This is a genomic window from Geobacillus sp. Y412MC52, assembly GCF_000174795.2.
In the GTDB taxonomy this organism is placed as follows: domain Bacteria; phylum Bacillota; class Bacilli; order Bacillales; family Anoxybacillaceae; genus Geobacillus; species Geobacillus thermoleovorans.
The window spans coordinates 497300-515002 of sequence record NC_014915.1; the positions used below are offsets into that span (position 1 = coordinate 497300).

The 17703-nt window shown below is 52.4% G+C and carries 18 protein-coding genes; 11 read left to right on the top strand and 7 right to left on the bottom strand.

All coding sequences use genetic code 11. From position 1 onward, the window contains the following. Window positions 1-79 precede the first annotated feature (79 nt). The gene (recX, locus tag GYMC52_RS02505; protein ID WP_013522982.1) at window positions 80-889 is read left to right on the top strand and encodes a recombination regulator RecX; all 810 of its coding nucleotides are present in this window, start codon (window positions 80-82) and stop codon (window positions 887-889) included. 169 nt (window positions 890-1058) lie between these two features. Next, window positions 1059-1400, top strand: coding sequence for a YfhH family protein (locus tag GYMC52_RS02510; protein ID WP_011229957.1), 342 nt, complete (start codon window positions 1059-1061; stop codon window positions 1398-1400). A gap of 75 nt (window positions 1401-1475) precedes the next feature. Here the strand turns inward: GYMC52_RS02510 and GYMC52_RS18355 are convergent, their stop codons facing one another. From GYMC52_RS18355 to fdhF, 5 genes are all read right to left on the bottom strand, one after another. Next, the gene (locus tag GYMC52_RS18355; protein ID WP_011229958.1) at window positions 1476-1637 is read right to left on the bottom strand and encodes a YpzG family protein; all 162 of its coding nucleotides are present in this window, start codon (window positions 1635-1637) and stop codon (window positions 1476-1478) included. Window positions 1638-1704: 67 nt separating this feature from the next. After that, window positions 1705-1866, bottom strand: a complete 162-nt coding sequence (locus GYMC52_RS02515) for a small, acid-soluble spore protein K (RefSeq protein ID WP_011229959.1) — start codon at window positions 1864-1866, stop codon at window positions 1705-1707. 107 nt (window positions 1867-1973) lie between these two features. Next, window positions 1974-2957, bottom strand: a complete 984-nt coding sequence (locus tag GYMC52_RS02520) for a metal-dependent hydrolase (protein WP_013522983.1) — start codon at window positions 2955-2957, stop codon at window positions 1974-1976. Window positions 2958-3469: 512 nt separating this feature from the next. After that, window positions 3470-3958, bottom strand: a complete 489-nt coding sequence (locus tag GYMC52_RS02525) for a DUF1641 domain-containing protein (RefSeq protein WP_013522984.1) — start codon at window positions 3956-3958, stop codon at window positions 3470-3472. After that, complete coding sequence (gene fdhF, locus GYMC52_RS02530) at window positions 3951-6914, bottom strand: formate dehydrogenase subunit alpha (RefSeq protein ID WP_013522985.1); 2964 nt, start codon at window positions 6912-6914, stop codon at window positions 3951-3953. The genes GYMC52_RS02525 and fdhF overlap by 8 nt, the downstream gene beginning before the upstream one ends. Window positions 6915-7176: 262 nt before the next feature. Between fdhF and GYMC52_RS02535 the strand changes: the two genes are divergently transcribed. From GYMC52_RS02535 to mutY, 4 genes are all read left to right on the top strand, one after another. After that, complete coding sequence (locus GYMC52_RS02535; RefSeq protein WP_013146316.1) at window positions 7177-7524, top strand: DUF2294 domain-containing protein; 348 nt, start codon at window positions 7177-7179, stop codon at window positions 7522-7524. A 260-nt stretch (window positions 7525-7784) separates the two neighbouring features. Continuing rightward, a complete protein-coding gene (gene fdhD, locus GYMC52_RS02540; protein ID WP_013522986.1) occupies window positions 7785-8576 on the top strand; it encodes a formate dehydrogenase accessory sulfurtransferase FdhD in 792 nt (263 codons plus the stop codon). A 16-nt stretch (window positions 8577-8592) separates the two neighbouring features. Continuing rightward, window positions 8593-9858 (top strand): L-lactate MFS transporter, encoded by a 1266-nt coding sequence (locus GYMC52_RS02545; protein ID WP_013522987.1) that lies wholly within the window; start codon window positions 8593-8595, stop codon window positions 9856-9858. Between the two features lie 105 nt (window positions 9859-9963). Then, complete coding sequence (mutY, locus tag GYMC52_RS02550; protein ID WP_013522988.1) at window positions 9964-11064, top strand: A/G-specific adenine glycosylase; 1101 nt, start codon at window positions 9964-9966, stop codon at window positions 11062-11064. Here the strand turns inward: mutY and GYMC52_RS02555 are convergent. Then, window positions 11061-11285: a hypothetical protein gene (locus tag GYMC52_RS02555; RefSeq protein WP_011229968.1), complete on the bottom strand. Its 225-nt coding sequence runs from the start codon at window positions 11283-11285 to the stop codon at window positions 11061-11063. The genes mutY and GYMC52_RS02555 overlap by 4 nt on opposite strands. Before the next feature lie 60 nt (window positions 11286-11345). On the opposite strand from GYMC52_RS02555, the gene fabL reads away from it, so the two are divergent. The 4 genes from fabL to GYMC52_RS02575 all read left to right on the top strand — a co-directional run bounded on the left by fabL (window position 11346) and on the right by GYMC52_RS02575 (window position 13450). Continuing rightward, entirely contained in the window at window positions 11346-12095 is a 750-nt protein-coding gene (gene fabL, locus GYMC52_RS02560) for an enoyl-[acyl-carrier-protein] reductase FabL (protein ID WP_013146312.1), read from the top strand. 58 nt (window positions 12096-12153) lie between these two features. Then, window positions 12154-12345 carry a gamma-type small acid-soluble spore protein gene (locus GYMC52_RS02565; protein ID WP_011229970.1) on the top strand — a complete coding sequence of 64 codons (192 nt, stop codon included), beginning with the start codon at window positions 12154-12156 and terminating at the stop codon, window positions 12343-12345. Window positions 12346-12572: 227 nt separating this feature from the next. Beyond that, window positions 12573-12782: a YgaB family protein gene (locus tag GYMC52_RS02570; RefSeq protein ID WP_013146311.1), complete on the top strand. Its 210-nt coding sequence runs from the start codon at window positions 12573-12575 to the stop codon at window positions 12780-12782. A gap of 134 nt (window positions 12783-12916) precedes the next feature. Next, window positions 12917-13450 (top strand): nucleoside tri-diphosphate phosphatase, encoded by a 534-nt coding sequence (locus GYMC52_RS02575; RefSeq protein WP_013146310.1) that lies wholly within the window; start codon window positions 12917-12919, stop codon window positions 13448-13450. A 687-nt stretch (window positions 13451-14137) separates the two neighbouring features. Here GYMC52_RS02575 and GYMC52_RS02580 read toward each other — a convergent pair. Then, the gene (locus GYMC52_RS02580) at window positions 14138-15796 is read right to left on the bottom strand and encodes an IS1634 family transposase (protein ID WP_013522990.1); all 1659 of its coding nucleotides are present in this window, start codon (window positions 15794-15796) and stop codon (window positions 14138-14140) included. A 235-nt stretch (window positions 15797-16031) separates the two neighbouring features. Between GYMC52_RS02580 and GYMC52_RS02585 the strand changes: the two genes are divergently transcribed. Further along, on the top strand, window positions 16032-17636 hold the full coding sequence (locus tag GYMC52_RS02585) for an ABC transporter substrate-binding protein (RefSeq protein WP_013146308.1): 1605 nt from the start codon (window positions 16032-16034) through the stop codon (window positions 17634-17636). Window positions 17637-17703 lie beyond the last annotated feature (67 nt).

Sequence of the window (17703 nt, forward strand, 5' to 3'; positions counted from 1 at the left end):
CATTGGTTTATTTTATGACTTCGCTTTTGGTGTCAGAAGTTCCTGCTTATGATACGATAAAAGATAAGGGGGACAAACAATGGGAACGATTGCCGACATTGTCGTAACCGAACAAAATGCTGAACGATTTTGGATTGTCGTGCACCGTGACGGCGCACCGTCGTTGAGATTGACAGTTGATCAAGATGTATTGCTTCAATTCCGCTTGAAAAAAGGGATGGAGATCAGCGACGACCTGCTTCAACATATTGTGTATGCCGATGAGGTGAAAAAGGCGTATCAACAGGCGCTTTACTTTTTGGCGCACCGAATGCGTTCGGAGCATGAGGTCGCCGCACACTTGCGAAAAAAAGGCGCTCCGGATTCGGTGATTGATGAAGTGCTCAAAAAACTTCGCGCCGAGCGGTATGTCGATGACGAGGCGTTTGCCGCCGCTTACGTACGCACGCAAAAAAAGACGGCGGCGAAAGGGCCGCTTCTCATCCGCGCTGAACTGGAACGGCTCGGTGTTTTGGGCTGCTTGATCGAGCAGAGTTTGGCGGAGTATACGTTGGATGAACAGATGGCCATCGCCCGCTCGCTTTACGAAAAAGCGAAAAAACAGCGCCGGGCTGAATCGGCTCGCGCGTTTTTGGAACGGGTGCGGCAGCAGCTGATGCGCAAAGGGTTTCCGCATGAGGTGATTGCCGCCGTTTTGGCGGATGGCGGCGCTCATACTGAACAAGAAGAACGGGAGGCGCTCAGTGTTCAGGCGGAGAAAGCGCACCGCCGTTATGCGCACCACCCGCGGCCGCTTTATGAGCAAAAGATGCGCCAAGCCCTGTACCGAAAAGGATTCGCACTTGACTTGATCAATGAATGGCTGCGCATGCACGGTAATGACGAGTGATCTCGAATGAAAGGATTTGAAAAAATTAGGGGATATTATCAGTTTTGTCGTTGAATGTTGATCACAAAATCGTTCCAGTTCCATAAATCTAGAGATGTTCTGAGCCTTTTGCCGAGTTCCATGTGGATGAAAACGATCCATCCGGAATGCTCAAAAAGGAGGCTTGCCTATGATCAAAGGAGAACAAAAACGGTACAGCGAAATGACGAAAGAAGAACTGCAACAAGAAATCGCCATGTTGACGGAAAAGGCACGCAAGGCGGAGCAGATGGGGATGGTGAACGAATACGCCGTCTACGAGCGGAAAATCGCCATGGCGAAGGCGTATATGCTTAATCCAGCTGATTTTCATCCTGGGGAGATTTATGAAATTGAAGGGGCGCCCGGAGAGTATTTTAAAGTGCGCTATTTAAAAGGAGTGTTTGCCTGGGGATGGCGGTTGAAAGGAAACGGAGAGGAGGAGGCGTTGCCGATTTCACTGCTTCGTAAACCGAATTTGCCTCAATCATGACGGGCGGGACAAGTTCACAGTCGGACGGAAAAAGAGCCTAAAAACCTAGGGAGGGTGTCTCCCTAGGTTGTTCCGCTACGACTGCTTGCGCGTCTGCCGCTCTAAAATGATGAGGTCAAGCGTTTGCTGCGTTTCGCCGTTCACTTGCGAGTGGGCGTGTTTTGGATTGGCCCACGGCTGCTGAAACGGGTTCGAATAAAAGTTGTCATAAAATTTTTTGTGCCGATGGTGACCCATGATTGTTCACCTCGCTGCGGAATGTGCCGGGGGAGTGCGGCGAACGATGCCGTGCTCCCCCTTCATGTTAAAAGAAATCGCTTCGTTCGCCGGAGGCGCGCATCCGTTCTTGCGGGTGGGTGTTGGTCGTGCCGTCGGCCCGCTTCGAGGCGTACTCGGCCTTGGCGCGCGGTTCGCCTTCGAGCTTGTTGTTGTTTTGGTTCGGGAAGTTGTGCGCTTTGTTCCGCACGGCACATTCCCTCCTTAACGGCGTGCTCGTGTTGGATGGCCAACACGTATTTTTATTATGGGACACCCTGTAGCGCTTATGTGTGGCAATGATTGGGGAGGAGCCCATCAGCCGTTTGGAGCAAGTTCGAGCTTTTTGCGCAGTTTGCCTTCGCTGAAAATCCAGCCGGTGTATGAGCTGACAATATTGAGATCGCGGTCGAGCTGGACGACAGCGACAAACGGGTAATACCCTTTGCTTCGATAGCGTAAATCAGTAAAGCGCACTTCATAGTAATCATCGTATTCGTTCATTTCCCAACGGTAAACCGGGGAAAAAGATAAGAAAGCGGCGATATTTTCGTCGCGTTTGGCGGCGTTCATCACCGGATGGTCGGGAAGCGCACGCTTTTGGAAGCGGTCAAGGATGATGAGCTCGCCGCGTTTGACGCGGGCGACGTAAAATTCGTCGCAGGTTGAAATGGCTAAATGCCATTCGCGCGGCCGCCATGTCGGTACGGTGATGATCTGGGTCACCCCGGCGACCGAGGCGTGCACGAGCCGTTTGATGTTGGTCTGCTGGCGGAAGCGAAGCCCATAATACGCAGCGATAAGCACGTAGACGACAAGAAACGTATAACCGGGATGGGCGCCGAGAAACAAGCCGCCGACGCCAACCAAATGAAGCCCAAAAATGACCGGATCAAACGTATGAATCACGCCAAGGGCGATCCATTTTTTTGTAAACGGGCGCAACGCCTGGGTTCCGTAAGAGTTAAAAATGTCAACAAATACGTGCAAGGCGACGGCAACAAACGTCCAAAGCCAAACGCGAAGCCAATCCGTTTTCGGATAGATGGCGGCCATCACGCTGACGATGAGCAGCGGCCAAAGAACGACGGCGGGAATCGAATGGGTGATGCCGCGATGGTTGCGAATATATTGGGCGTTGTTGCGCAATTTGAAAATCGTGTCGATATCCGGCGCTTGCGAGCCAGCGAGCGCGCCGATCAACACAGCGTGGGACAAGAGCGGATCGTGGGCGATCGCAGGGTCAAGTGAAGCAATACTGCCGAGCGCCACCCCCATCAAAACATGTGTGCCTGTATCCAACGTGAAGGCGCCTCCTTCTTGCAGCATCGTTGCATGTTCGGATGGAAACTGTCTGTTGTCTCTCGGCCGGAGCACATCTTTCTTTTTCATGCAACTATTAGTATGCCCCACCTTGTGTTCAGCCAATAACCGTTTGAGGCATTGGCCGAAAGGAGGCGAGAGACAAACAAGGTTATGGCTAGTGTATCATAGGGCGACAATCGTTGGCGAGAGGCGGAACGACCAATTTCACAAAGATTCAAAAAAGGAAACGATTGATAGACAGTGGAGTGAGAAAAAGAAACAGGAAGCAAGCCGTTCGTCAGACGAAAAGGGAAGCGCTTCAACCAAAAACGAAAAGCGCCCCGCATGAGGCGGGACGTTTTGTTGATCATCTCGAACCGAGAAGCTCCCCACTTCAACGTCTATATAGGTGTAAGTGGGGAGCATTCCATGCTGATGGAAGATCGGTTCACCATCCGTTCTTTTGGCGGCTCATTGGTCAACTGTCCTTTTCTCTGCCAGCCGATCGATTAGCCGTCATTTCTGAACCGTTGGCCGATCGCTTTGAGAGCGGACAGGAAAAAGCGGATCGCGCGGTTGATGTCCGGGTCATTGAGCGCTTTAAGCAAATCAAACAACCCGATTTTTTTTGTTTCGGCGGAGTTTTGTTCGTACGCCTCCAGCGCGCCGGCGGCGATGTGCTCAAGCAGTTTCGCCGTTTTCTCCGGATCAAGTGAAGCAGCAAGGCCAGCTATGGCGAACGCATGGTTGATCATCGTTGTCACCGGTTTTTGGTTGAGCTGGCCGACGACGATTTTCGCCACGTCTTCCCGCGCTTTTAACAAGGCGTTGGCCGCTTCGAGCAGGCCGCTTTCATGGAGCTGCTCGATGAACTCCAAGAGCTCGCGGACCGCCTCTTCACTGTCGCCGACAGCGGCTTTTAGCTTGGCCAGCGCTTCAGTTCGTTTTTCTTCCTCCGTCATTTGGCGCTTTTGAATGGTGGTAATCGGCTTAGCCACCGATCGTCACCCCCTTGTTTTCCTCGGTGAGCGGCACGTAGTCGCTTCGCCGCCACTTCCGCTCCACCTCGACGCCGTTTTGCGGATGCCGCTTTTTAAAGCGCGGATTTGTGCGCGGCAGCGGCGTCTTGCCGGACCGTTCAATGACTTCCATGCGCACGCGGGCTTGTTTGTAAGCCGGCGTGTTCGTGCGATGGTCGGTTTGCGGGCCGGTCAGCATGTTAATGGCGCTCTCATTGGCTGTGGAGTGCATCGGCAAGAACAGTTCGTTGCCTCTGACTCGATCGGTGACGAGCACGCGCACTTTGACGCGGCCGTACGGCGAGATGAGCCGAACGAGCGCCCCATCTTCAATGCCGCGTTCTTTGGCGAGTTCAGGGGATACTTCGACAAACACTTCTGGGAATTTATGCTCGATGCCTTTGGATTTGTACGTCAAGTTTCCTTCATGGAAATGTTCGAGCAATCGGCCGTTGTTCACAAGCAAATCGTACTCTTCCGGATATTGCACCGGTTCGACCCAATCGGCTAACGCAAAGCGGGCTTTGCCGTCCGGGAAGTTGAACCGCTCTTTGTACAACAGCGGCGTATCAGCGCCGTCGTGGCTGCCCCAGCAAAGGCTGTTCCAGCCCTCGAGCCGGTCGTAATGCGCTTGTGAGTACAGTGGAGCGAGGCTGGCGATTTCATCCATGATTTCTTTCGGACCGGCGTAATTCCAATCGGCGCCAAGCCGCTTCGCGATTTCTTGAATGATCCACCAGTCTGGCTTGGAGTCGCCAAGAGGCTCCAGCGCTTGGTAAAACCGTTGGATGCGGCGCTCGGTATTCGTGAAAGTTCCTTCCTTTTCCAAACTTGGCGCTGCTGGCAAGATGACATCAGCAAATTGCGCCGTTTTTGACAAGAAAATGTCTTGAACGACAACAAAGTCAAGCTTCGCCAACGTCTCTTGCACATGGTTGGCGTTGCAGTCGACAAGCGCCATATCTTCGCCGATGATATACATCGCTTTCAGCTCGCCGCGCTCGGCCGCTCCGAGCATTTGGATGTTGTCAAGGCCTGGTTTCGCATCGATGCGGACGCCGTACGCTTTTTCAAACTTCGCTCGCGCCTCATCATCGGTGACATGTTGGTAGCCAGGCAGCCAGGCAGGAAGCGAACCCATGTCGCAGGCGCCTTGGACGTTGTTATGGCCGCGCAATGGGAACGCGCCCGCCCCCGGACGACCGTAGTTGCCGGTTGCCAAAAGCAAGTTGGAAATCGCCGCCGATGTATCGCTGCCGCCCGTGTTTTGCGTGACCCCCATGCCCCAGAGGACGCACGTGCCGTCTGCTTCGCGGATCATCTCGGCGATGCGGATGAGGTCGGCTTTGGCGACGCCGGTGACTTGTTCGGCATAATCAAGTGTATATTTTTCCAGCAATTGTTTAAACTCTTCAAAGAAATGGACGCGCTCGCGAATGAACGCCTCATCGTGCCAGCCTTGGTCGATGATGTATTTTGTCACGGCCATCAGCCATACTTGGTCGGTGCCTTGTTTCGGGCGGATGAACAGGTCAGCCCGCTCGGCCATTTCATTTCGGCGCAAGTCCGCAACAATGAGTTTTTGGCCAAACAGTTTATGCGCCCGTTTGACGCGGGTGGCGATGACCGGATGCCCTTCCGCTGGGTTGGCGCCGATGATGATGACAAGGCCGGCTGAAGCGATGTCATGAATCGTGCCGGAATCGCCGCCCATGCCGACCGTGCGGAACAGGCCGTCCGTCGCCGGCGACTGGCAGTAGCGCGAACAGTTGTCGACGTTGTTCGTTTCAAATACTTGCCGTGCGAGCTTTTGCATTAAATAGTTTTCTTCGTTGGAAATTTTTGACGATGAAATAAAACCGATGGCGTTGCCGCCGTATTGCCGCTTGATCGCTCCGAGCTTTTCCGCGACCAAGTCGAGTGCTTCGCCCCATGTCGACTCGATGAATACGTCGCCTTTGCGAATGAGCGGTTTCGTTAGGCGCTCTTCGCTGTTGACGAAATCCCAGCCGAATTTTCCTTTGACGCATGTGGAAATGGCGTTGACCGGCGCTTCGGATACCGGCTGGACTTTTAAAATTTTCCGCCCTTTCGTCCACACTTCAAACGAACAGCCGACGCCGCAGAACGTGCAAACCGTTTTCGTCTTTTTGATCCGTTGTTCGCGCATGGCTGCCTCGATTTCAGAAATGGCGAAAATGCTCGTATAGTTTGGCTCGACTTCCTTGACAAAATCGATCATCGGGTTGAGGACGTCTTTGTCCAAGCCGGTGAGAAAGCCCGCTTCGCCAAGCATCGATTTTTCCATTAACGCGTTGCACGGACAGACGGTGACGCAATGCCCGCAGCTGACGCACGACGATTCGTTGATCGGCACCCCACCGTCCCAAACGACGCGCGGCCGTTCCGCTTCCCAATCGATCGAAAGCGTTTCGTTCACTTGCAAGTTTTGGCAGGCCTCGACGCATTGCCCGCAGGCGATGCATTGATTCGGGTCGTAGCGGTAGAACGGATGCGACATGTCCACCTCGGACGGGTCGACTTTCGGCCGGTACGGATATGTTTGATGTTCAATTTGCATCATTTCCGCCGTGTTGTGCAGCTTGCAGTTGCCGTTGTTGTTGTCGCACACCGTACAGTACAAGAGATGATTTTCCAACAGGCGGTCCATCGCTTCTTTTTGCGCTGCCTTTGCCCGCGGCGAGCCGAGTTCGACGACCATGCCGTCCTCAACCGGTGTCGCACAGGCACGAAGCAGCGTTCCATTGACTTCAGCGATGCACGTGTCGCATGTCTGAATGGCGCCAAGCTCCGGCGTATAACAAACTTGCGGATGCGGAAGACCGTGTTCATTGACGACTTCTAAAATGGTCATCCCTGGCTTGGCGTGGTAGGTACGCCCGTTGATGGTTACCGTCACCATTTGCGCTCCCATCATCGCTCCCCCTTTGTTAAAATAAAAAACTCCACCAGCGACGAGACGAATGCTTCATCGTGGGTGGAGTAGTTCTTTAGCATAACGATACTAAACAACCAATCCAAACTTTTTATATTTAGTAGAAAAATAACAAGGCCGCTTCTTGCCTTATTATTTTTCCACTATGTATACATTTGCTATAGTTTATTATAGTACGGCGAAAGGAAGAACACAACGGATGGGCCGGAAGTTTTTCTGCTGACCGCAAGGAGGAATGAGAATGTCCAAAAAAGAAGCTGCTTTCAACGATATTGTGCGCAAAGTGCGCAAACAGCTGTTTGGGAAAGGGCCGGAGCGGATCAAAACGTATTTTGTTGACAATTTGGCGATCACCATTTTGCACGGCAATTTGACGCCGACGGAAAAATTTATCGCCCGCACGCCGGAAGGGCGGGACATGGTGCATGCAGCGAGAACGAAAATGATCCAAGATGTGTACGCCCAGCATGTGCCGGACGGCATGGAAGAGCTTGTCGGTTCGAAGCTTCTTTATTTGTTCAGTGATATTAAAGTGGAAGAGGATATGGCTGTTTCCGTTTTTGTATTTGAAAAACCGATTGAATTGTGACGATTTTGTGAACAGAAACAATTGTTTTTCGTTACTGTTCGTGGTATGCTTATGAATAGTTAGCACGATGAAAATAGTAGAAGCCTTGCCGGCTAAACGGTTTTGCCGCTTGGCAGGCAGGTTTCGGAAACGGATGTGCGTTGGTTTCGCTGCAGAAGTGCTGGGCGCAAACTACCGCCGCTTTTCGCTGACAGGGGCGAGTTTGTCCTCTTGTCCGGAAGGCGGCGGTTTTATTTTGCATGGAAAGGGGGAATGGCAAGGTGAGCGGGTTTGCGGCGAAACGGCGACCGATTGCGAAATACCGGAACGGGCGCTTTGTTGAGGAAGAGGACGAGATCGCGCTCGAGTTTCCGTTGACCATAACGGTCAATGGCGAGGAGTTTGCGACGATCGTTTGCACGCCGGCGCATCTAGATGAATTGGTAATCGGATTTTTGGCCTCGGAAGGAGTCATTCGGACGTACAGCGACATCAAAGGAATGAGCATTGATGGGGAGCGGGGCTTTGCTTATGTTGAGCTCGCCGCGGGCGGACTGCCGGCCAAACAGTTTTATGCCAAGCGGTTCATCGGCTCGTGTTGCGGAAAAAGTCGGCAGTTTTATTTTTACAATGATGTGAAGACGGCGAAAACGATCGTCGGCGGCATCGCCGTGAAGGCGGATGACTGCATTCGCCTCATGAAAGCGCTGCACGAGCAGTCGACGGACTTTGCGGCAACCGGCGGTCTTCACAACGCCGCGCTCGCCACACCGGACGGGATCGTCGCCATCCGCTCTGACATTGGGCGTCACAACGCGCTTGATAAGCTGTATGGCTATTGCCTGCGTCATCAAGTTGCGGTGAAAGACAAGCTCATTGTATTCAGCGGCCGCGTTTCGTCGGAAGTGCTGTTAAAGGCGGCGAAAATGGGAGTGAGCGTCCTGCTCTCAAAATCGGCCCCGACGACGCTAGCCTTAGATTTGGCGGATGAACTCGGCATAACCGTCGTTGGCTTTTTGCGCGGACAGGTGTTTAACGTGTATACGCATGAGAGTCGGATCATAATCGGGTAAAAGGGGAGGAGAAGCTGTGAAAAACCGTTGGCTCATTGCGTTATCGGCCGTTGGCATTCATATTTCGATTGGGTCTGTTTATGCGTGGAGCAATTTTACCAATCCATTAAAACAATTGTTTGGATGGTCCGATCAGGAAGTAGCGCTCACGTTCAGCATTGCGATCTTGTTTTTAGGATTGTCGGCTGCGTTCCTTGGCCATTTTGTGGAAAAGCACGGACCGCGGAAATCCGGGCTATTGGCCGCCATCTTCTTTGGCCTCGGGGTGACGGGGTCCGGTTTGGCCGTGGCGCTTGGTTCGAAATACTTGCTGTATTTGTTTTACGGGGTGTTGGGAGGAATTGGGCTCGGCGTCGGGTATATTGCGCCAGTGTCAACGCTTGTCAAATGGTTTCCAGACCGGCGCGGGTTGGCTACAGGGCTGGCGATTATGGGGTTTGGGTTTGCCGCAGCGATCGCGAGTCCGGTGATGAACAGTTTGATTGCCTCCGTCGGCGTCCAAAATACGTTTTTCATTTTAGGGATTACGTATTTTGTTATTATGACGTTATCTTCTCTTTATTTAGAAAAACCGCCGGAAGGATGGTTGCCGGAAGGATTTCAGGAAAAAGTGAAGGCCGGAAAAGCCAAACCTTCGCTTGATTTGGCGCAATTGACGGCCAATGAGGCGGTCAAAACAAGACGGTTTTGGTATTTATGGTTCATGTTGTTTATTAACGTGACGTGCGGCATTGCCGTTTTAGCGGTGGCCAAACCGTTGGCGGTGGAAAGCATCGGCATCAGCCAAACGGCCGCGGCGGCATTAGTTGGCGCCATTGGGGTGTTTAACGGGTTAGGGCGCATCGGTTGGGCATCGGCTTCTGATTATATTGGGCGGCCGAATACGTATACGACGTTTTTCGTTTTGCAAATCGTGATTTTCTTCCTGTTGCCGAACGTGTCCACCAAATGGCTGTTTGTTGTGATGCTGACGATTGTTTATACGTGCTACGGCGGCGGATTCGCCTGTATCCCGGCGTATATCGGCGATTTGTTCGGCACGAAGCAGCTTGGCGCCATCCATGGTTATATTTTGACCGCTTGGGCCGCGGCTGGTCTCGTCGGACCGATGTTTGCCGCGTATATTAAAGACACGACCGGTTCTTATGAAGGAAGTTTGGCCTTTTTTGGCGGATTGTTTGTCATCGCTTTCATCATCTCGTTGCTCGTGCGCATTGATATTCGCCGATTGCGTGCTCGACATGAATCGATCGCCTATGTTTCTGCGGCTAAGGAAAGTTGAGAACGATTTCCTTCCGTTTCCCCTCGGCGTGCGGCAAGCCACGCCGGGGGTTTTTTGATATAATAAGATGGATATGGATAATAGGCATCATGGGGGAAACTTTGAATGACAAGAGAAACAGAGCGATTTCCAGCGCGCAAGTTTCAGCGCGATTTGCTTGACTGGTTCGCCCGCGAGCGCCGCGACCTGCCGTGGCGGAAAGACCGCGACCCATATAAAGTATGGGTGTCGGAAGTGATGCTGCAGCAAACGCGCGTCGAGACGGTCATTCCGTATTTTGAACAGTTTATCGATCGGTTTCCGACGCTGGAGGCGCTTGCTGACGCTGATGAGGACGAGGTGCTGAAGGCGTGGGAAGGGCTCGGCTATTACTCGCGCGTGCGCAATTTGCACGCGGCGGTGAAAGAAGTGAAAACGCGCTATGGCGGCAAAGTGCCGGACGATCCAGATGAATTTTCTAGGCTGAAAGGAGTCGGACCGTATACGGTCGGGGCGGTGTTGAGCCTCGCTTATGGCGTCCCGGAGCCGGCTGTTGACGGCAACGTAATGCGTGTCTTGTCGCGTCTGTTTCTCGTGACAGACGATATTGCCAAACCGTCGACGAGAAAACGATTTGAACAAATCGTCCGCGAAATTATGGCGTACGAAAACCCGGGAGCGTTTAACGAGGCGCTGATTGAGCTTGGCGCTCTTGTTTGCACACCGCGCCGCCCGTCGTGCCTTCTTTGTCCGGTGCAAGCCTACTGCCAAGCGTTCGCCGAAGGGGTGGCGGAAGAGCTGCCGGTGAAAATGAAAAAAACAGCGGTCAAACAAGTGCCGCTCGCAGTAGCGGTGCTGGCCGATGATGAAGGCCGCGTTCTCATTCGCAAGCGCGACAGCACCGGTTTGCTTGCGAACTTATGGGAGTTCCCCAGCTGCGAAACGGACGGCGCAGATGGAAAAGAGAAGCTCGAGCAAATGGTTGGGGAGCAATACGGTTTGCAAGTGGAGCTTACAGAACCGATCGTTTCGTTTGAGCATGCGTTTTCCCATTTAGTCTGGCAGTTGACCGTGTTTCCCGGCCGTTTGGTTCATGGCGGACCGGTCGAGGAGCCTTACCGGCTTGCGCCGGAAGACGAGTTGAAGGCGTACGCCTTTCCGGTGTCCCATCAACGTGTTTGGCGCGAATATAAAGAATGGGCGGGCGGAGTACGCCGCCCCGATTAATCAGGCACCGGCATCGTGCCGTGTGTATACGTTGCTTCACGGCGCCCAAGGCCGCCGCGCGCTTCGATTTCCTCGATGATTTCGCGGTGAATCGTCTGCCCTTCGACGTTTAAATATGGAGCGATTTGTTGGAACGAATGATGAAAATAAGCGAGTTCGTCATCGGTCCATTCCGTTTTCGGAATCATCGACAGCTCAGTCATATCGCGGCCGACGTACATAGGCAGCCCCTCCCTCATCTATGGAATTCGGCTATATTATATGTATAAGGAGTGAAAAACATGAGCGGAAAAGTAGCAGTGGTCACCGGCAGCAGCCGCGGCATTGGCAAAGCGATCGCTTTGCGGCTGGCCAAGGAAGGATATGATATTGTCGTCAATTACGCCCGCAGCAAAACAGCCGCCGAAGAAACGGCGCGCGAAATTGAAGCGCTCGGGAGAAAAGCGCTCGTCGTCAAAGCGAACGTCGGCGACGTTGAGAAAATTCACGCCATGTTTGCCCAAATCGATGAGGTGTTCGGGCGGGTCGACGTGCTCGTGAACAACGCCGCATCCGGCGTCTTGCGCCCGGCGATGGAATTGGAAGAAACGCATTGGAACTGGACGATGAATATCAACAGCAAAGCGCTTTTGTTTTGCGCCCAGGAAGCGGCCAAAAGAATGGAGCGGGTCGGCGGCGGGAAAATTGTGAGCATCAGCTCGCTCGGGTCGATCCGCTATTTGGAAAACTATACGGCGGTCGGCGTCTCGAAGGCCGCGCTTGAAGCGCTGACCCGCTACTTGGCTGTCGAGCTGGCGCCGAAAAACATCGCCGTCAACGCCGTCTCCGGCGGGGCGGTCGATACAGATGCGCTGAAGCACTTCCCGAACCGTGAAGAGCTGCTCGCCGACGCGGCTGCGAACACGCCGGCTGGCCGCCCGGTCAAACCCGATGATATCGTCAACGCGGTTTTGTTTTTGCTCTCGGATGCAGCCGAGATGATTCGCGGGCAGACGATCATTGTCGATGGTGGAAGATCTTTACTTTTGTAACGTCAGCGGATAGAACGATCACCCCCGGGGCATAGTAAAGCACGTGGAGGTGAGAACAATGGCCAAACAACCGAACAAAACAGCAGCTGGCACAAACATTCAAGAAGTAAGACAACAAAATGCCCAATCGGCTCAAGCCGCTCAAGCTGGCCAATTTGCGACGGAATTTGCGGCTGAGACGAATGTGCAACACGTAAAACAACAAAATGCGCAAGCGGAAGCCCGCAAAGCGCAAAATGTCAATCAATAACCAACGATCATCCATGGCTGACGCCTGGCGGTTGTGACGACGGCGTATGTTGCTGCAAGAGCGCAGGCGATAGGCCGAAGATGGAAGGCAAAAGCAGGGGCGGCGCGCCTCTGCTTTTTTTGTCGACAAAAGCTGTCATCTCTTTACAAGATTAGTGAAAGGGATTTGTGGGTGCGGACGCGAAATGATGAAAGGAAATCACACGGCAAAGGGGAAGGGAGAACGGAATGGCGATGGAGCACGCATGGACGAATGTAGGCGACGAGGCGCTGTTTTTGCAACAGGAGATGGAGCGTTGCGAGGAGATCACCCGCCAGTTGGATGAACTTGAACGTGAAGCGCCGACCGCCGCCTTGCGCGAGGAAGTGCGGCAAATGAAACGGGAGGTGGAAGCCATCCGCCGCGCATTTTTAGGGCAGATGGCATCCGGTGTCTGACGGACAGGCTGCGTCCTTGAGCCAACGCGCCAGTTGCCTTTTCCTCAGTAAGGCGGCCTGCTTTTCTTTCCTTTTGCAAAAGGAACAGGGTATAATATAACGAAGAAGCTCCCATCGGAAAGTAGGGAAGAATGATGCCAGCTTACCCTCGGGAAGGGAAAATCATTCAAATCCATAGCTACAAACATAATGGGACGATTCACCGGATTTGGCAGGAAACGGTCGTATTAAAAGGGACGCCATCGTATGTGATCGGCGGCAATAACAAAACACTCGTCATGGAAGCGGACGGCCGGACGTGGGTGACGCGCGAACCGGCGATTTGTTTTTTTCATGCTAAGCATTGGTTTAACATTATCGCCATGATTCGTGAGGACGGGGTGTACTACTATTGCAATTTAAGCTCGCCGTTCGTTTGGGATGAAGAAGCGCTGAAGTACATCGATTATGATTTGGATATTAAAGTGTTTCCCGATATGACGTACATGCTGCTGGATGAAGATGAGTATGAGCGGCATCGCCGCGAAATGCACTATCCCGATGTGATCGACCGCATTTTAAAAAACAACGTTCAAAAACTGATCGGCTGGATTAAGGAGCGGAAAGGGCCGTTTGCGCCCGAGTTTATCGACAAATGGTACGGAGTGTTTCAGGCGTACCAAACGTAAATAGCGGCATGAAAAAAGCCTGTTCGGCATCGCTGGCAGGTTTTTTCTGCTTTTTTGTCGAAAGCGGCACGCATGAAGAGCTGATGGTGAGGCGGGGGATTGTCGGGAACACCCGCCCTACGGCAGGTTGTCAGTCAAGCCATCCTCGTGCGTCCCACGGTTGGGCTGCCTTGCTAACGCTTATGTTTAAAAGCAGGGGTCTCGATTAGAGATGAGAAATAGCGACATGAAAAATCCTGTTCGCAAGTCGGCAGTTTTTCTGCTTTTTCCCGCATGCATGAGGAATGGTGACGGTCAAGCAGGAGTGATCAGTTGATTTGGAGGAAAAAATGGAATGAGACGTTAGAAATTATGATAAAAAATCTCCATGCGCCATTTTTGCAATCTATCCGGCGTGAAAATGGTCGTTCAAGGTGCGTGCATCTTTACAACAAATAAGGTCAACGAGGGATTGTTTCATCCCCTCGTTATTTTATTACTTTTCCTTTTTCGATAATTTTAATTTTTTATAATATTATATTGTGTTAGAAAACAATACATGGCATAATTTTATTCAGAGCTCACATTTCGCACCCTAACAAGGTCAAAACAAAGGATTTTTTATTTAGTTTTTCAGAATAACTTTTTGACCAACACAACGAGCGATGGCAATCCTTTTTTTACCATCGCTAGTCGTTCTGTATCATGTTAGACGTAGATGCTCTCATCCATGCCCAATCCCTGCAGAATCCTTCGCTGATCCGGGTTGAGGGAGCGATCCAGTGCGCGTTGGATGCGCCCGTCTGGCAGCTCCAGCAGGATGACGTTCACATATTGAAACAGCTGAAAAATCACCTGTCCCGTTGGCCGGGTCAGCTTGCGGCCTCCCGCGCCCTTTAACGGGCGTTCTGGTGTGATGAACTGACGCACCCGGCGCTGAAAAACGCGGTAAATCGCCAAGGCCAAGAGAAATAGATAGCCCAATACGGCGACCCGTTCTGGTTTTTTGACATAAATCTCATCCGTGAAAAACGGATCTTTCAAAAACGCGAAGTTCATTTCCACCGAGATTTGCCCTTTATACAGCTTCAAGATCTCTTGGGCATCCATTTGTTGGCCCTTCCATTCCTTCGGAACGGTCGTGACGAGGACAAACCGGGACGCTTTCCGTCTTGCCTGTTCCCATGCCGGTTGGTCGAATTCGACGTTTAGGCGAAGGGTGTACAGCGTCTCCGTCTCGGGTTCCGCCCCTTTTTTCGGCCGTCCGCGCCGTTTTTTCGGACGCACGATCTCTTCGACCGCGGCCTCCACTCGATGAAACCGAGGGCGAAGGGACGCCTTGAGGGACGTCAAGGCTTGTTCGGCGTCTTCGCGGCAGGAGAAGGGGTGGCGCTCCCAACGGACTTGTTCCTCGCGAAGAAGCTCCGCTTCTTTGACCCGCTCTTTTTCGAGCGTTTTTCCTTTGCGCTGGTCGAGCGCGCTCGATTCGACGACGATCAGCCGAACCGGGTGGCCTTCATAGGTCGCGGCCGTTTCCCATACCCGGTACGTGGCGCCGTTTCTCTCCGCTAGGGTAAAGGGTTCGCTCCACGGGATGTGAGGCGAATCGGCCTCTGCGAGCGCCTGTTTCACGATTCGAAGCGACGAAGGGCCTCTGGTGATCAAAAAGGCACGGGCGGCTTTTGTCTGCGCCAAGGTGTCTTTCGTCATCGCGGCGGAATCGGCCACGTAAATCCATTCGTCGTCGATCTTGGCTTGTTTGAACTGTTCGTGGATCCGCGACAGCACCTCAGGATTCCACGCCTTATCCGATCGATTGCCGTCATGCACATCGCCGTAAAACGGGATGCCATCCTCGTTGCCGACCAGCCCGAAGCCGATTGGTTTTTGCCAACGGTGATGGCGGTTATAGCCATGTGTGATCTGCAAAGCCTCTAATGAGGCCGACTCATACGCTCCGTAAACCGTCTTGTCCGTCGTATCAGCGTGAAAGGCTCGGAGGGAAAGGCCTTCTTTGCGATAAATGTGAATCAAGCAAGTGCTGATGACCTTGTGAATATCGGCCTCATACAAGCGGTCGAGATGACGGGCCAAGGCATCGTCGTTCAACCAGGAAGGCTGGAGACCGGGACGGATGAGTTTCTCCAGATCGATCTCCTGAGCCCATCGTTCTAAGTGAACAAGGGCTTGCCGGCCGTCAAATAGATTATAAAGGATGGCCTGAACGGCATCGCTGACTCGCGTTTGGCATTGTGGATCGACGGGCACAAGATGGTCAATCAAGTGGGGGATGTCGAGTTTTTTGACTAGAACACTTATTATATTCAAATAACCATTACGATAGACCCCTTTGACTTTCACATTCATGAGAGAAAAACTCCTTTACGTTCCTTGTGTGTCAAGGATTCATTCGACATCGGAATGAAAAAATCCTCCCGATTTTCGTCGGGAGGGTGCGAAATGTGAGATGAGAGAAAAACTCCTTTACATTCCTTGTGTGTCAAGAATTCATTCGACATCGGAATGAAAAAATCCTCCCGATTTCCGTCGGGAGGGTGCGAAATGTGAGTGATAAACAAATGAAACACAAGGGGGAAACACGATGAGGAAGAAAACATGGTTTACGTGGCTTGCCATGATGCTGGCAGTCATGCTTGTTTTAGCTGGCTGCGGCAAGTCGAAGCAAACCGCAGGGGGTGGCAGTGACAAACCGTCGACCCAGGATACGCTGGTGTACGGGCGCGGCGGTGATTCGGTGTCGCTCGACCCGGCGACTGTGACGGATGGGGAGTCGCTGAAAGTAACGAAAAACATTTTTGATACGCTCCTTGATTACAATGACAACGATACGTCCGTCAAGCCGGCGTTGGCGACGGAATGGACGATTTCGAAGGATGGACTGACCTATACGTTTAAATTGCGCCAAGGTGTCAAGTTTCATGACGGGACAGAGTTTAACGCCGATGCAGTGGTCTTTAACTTCGAGCGTTGGGCGAACGGCAATGCCGACAAGTTTCCGTATTACGGATCGATGTTTGGCGGTTACAAGCAGGATGACAGCCATGTGATTAAAGAAGTAAAGGCGCTCGACAAGTACACGGTGCAATTTGTGCTGAAACGGCCGCAAGCTCCATTTTTGAAAAATCTCGCCATGACGCCGTTTGCCATCGCCAGCCCAGAAGCCGTGAAAAAATACGGCGACAAGTTTGGCGAACACCCAGTCGGGACCGGCCCGTTCGTCTTTAAAGAATGGAAGCGCAACGAACGGATCGTACTTGAAAAAAATAAAGACTATTGGGAAAAAGGCTATCCAAAGCTGAACCAGCTCATCTTCGTGTCCATTCCGGACAACTCGGCGCGTCTCAATGCGCTCTTAAAAGGCGAAATCGACATCATGGAAGACTTGAATCCGACGGACTTAAAACAAGTGGAGGGAAACAAAGAGTTTCAAATTTTCAAGCGCCCGTCGATGAACGTCGCCTATGTCGGACTGACGGCGACGAGAGGGCCGCTGAAAAACAAGTTGGTTCGCCAAGCGTTGAACTACGCGGTTGATAAGAAAGCGATCATCGATGCGTTTTACGCCGGCCAGGCGGAACCGGCGAAAAACCCGATGCCGCCCAGCATCCCGGGATACAACGATGCGATTCAAGACTATCCGTTTGATTTGAATAAAGCGAAAGAGCTGCTGGCGAAAGCGGGTTATCCGAATGGCTTTGAAATCGAACTGTGGGCGATGCCGGTGCCGCGTCCGTATATGCCGGACGGGCAAAAAATCGCTGAGGCCATTCAAGCGAATTTTGCCAAAATCGGCGTGAAAGCGAAAATCGTGACGTATGAATGGGCGACCTATTTAGACAAGCTCGCCAAAGGGGAAGCGGACGCCTTCCTGCTCGGCTGGACGGGCGACAACGGCGACGCGGATAACTTCTTGTATGCGCTCCTTGACAAAGACAGCATTGGCAGCAACAACTACACCTATTTCTCGAATGATGAGCTGCATAAAATTTTGGTCGAAGCGCAAACGGTGAGCGATGAAAACAAACGGAACGAGCTGTATAAAAAAGCGCAAGAGATCATTAAAGAAGAAGCGCCATGGATTCCGCTCGTCCATTCAACTCCGCTGTTGGCCGGCAAGGCGAATATCCAAGGCTTTAACCCGCACCCGACCGGTTCGGATAAGTTTACGAAAGTCGAGTTTAAATAATCGACTGAGAGAGGGGAAGGAGCGCATCTTCCCCTCTTTGTTTGCCGCATGTTAAGGGAGGGAGAGT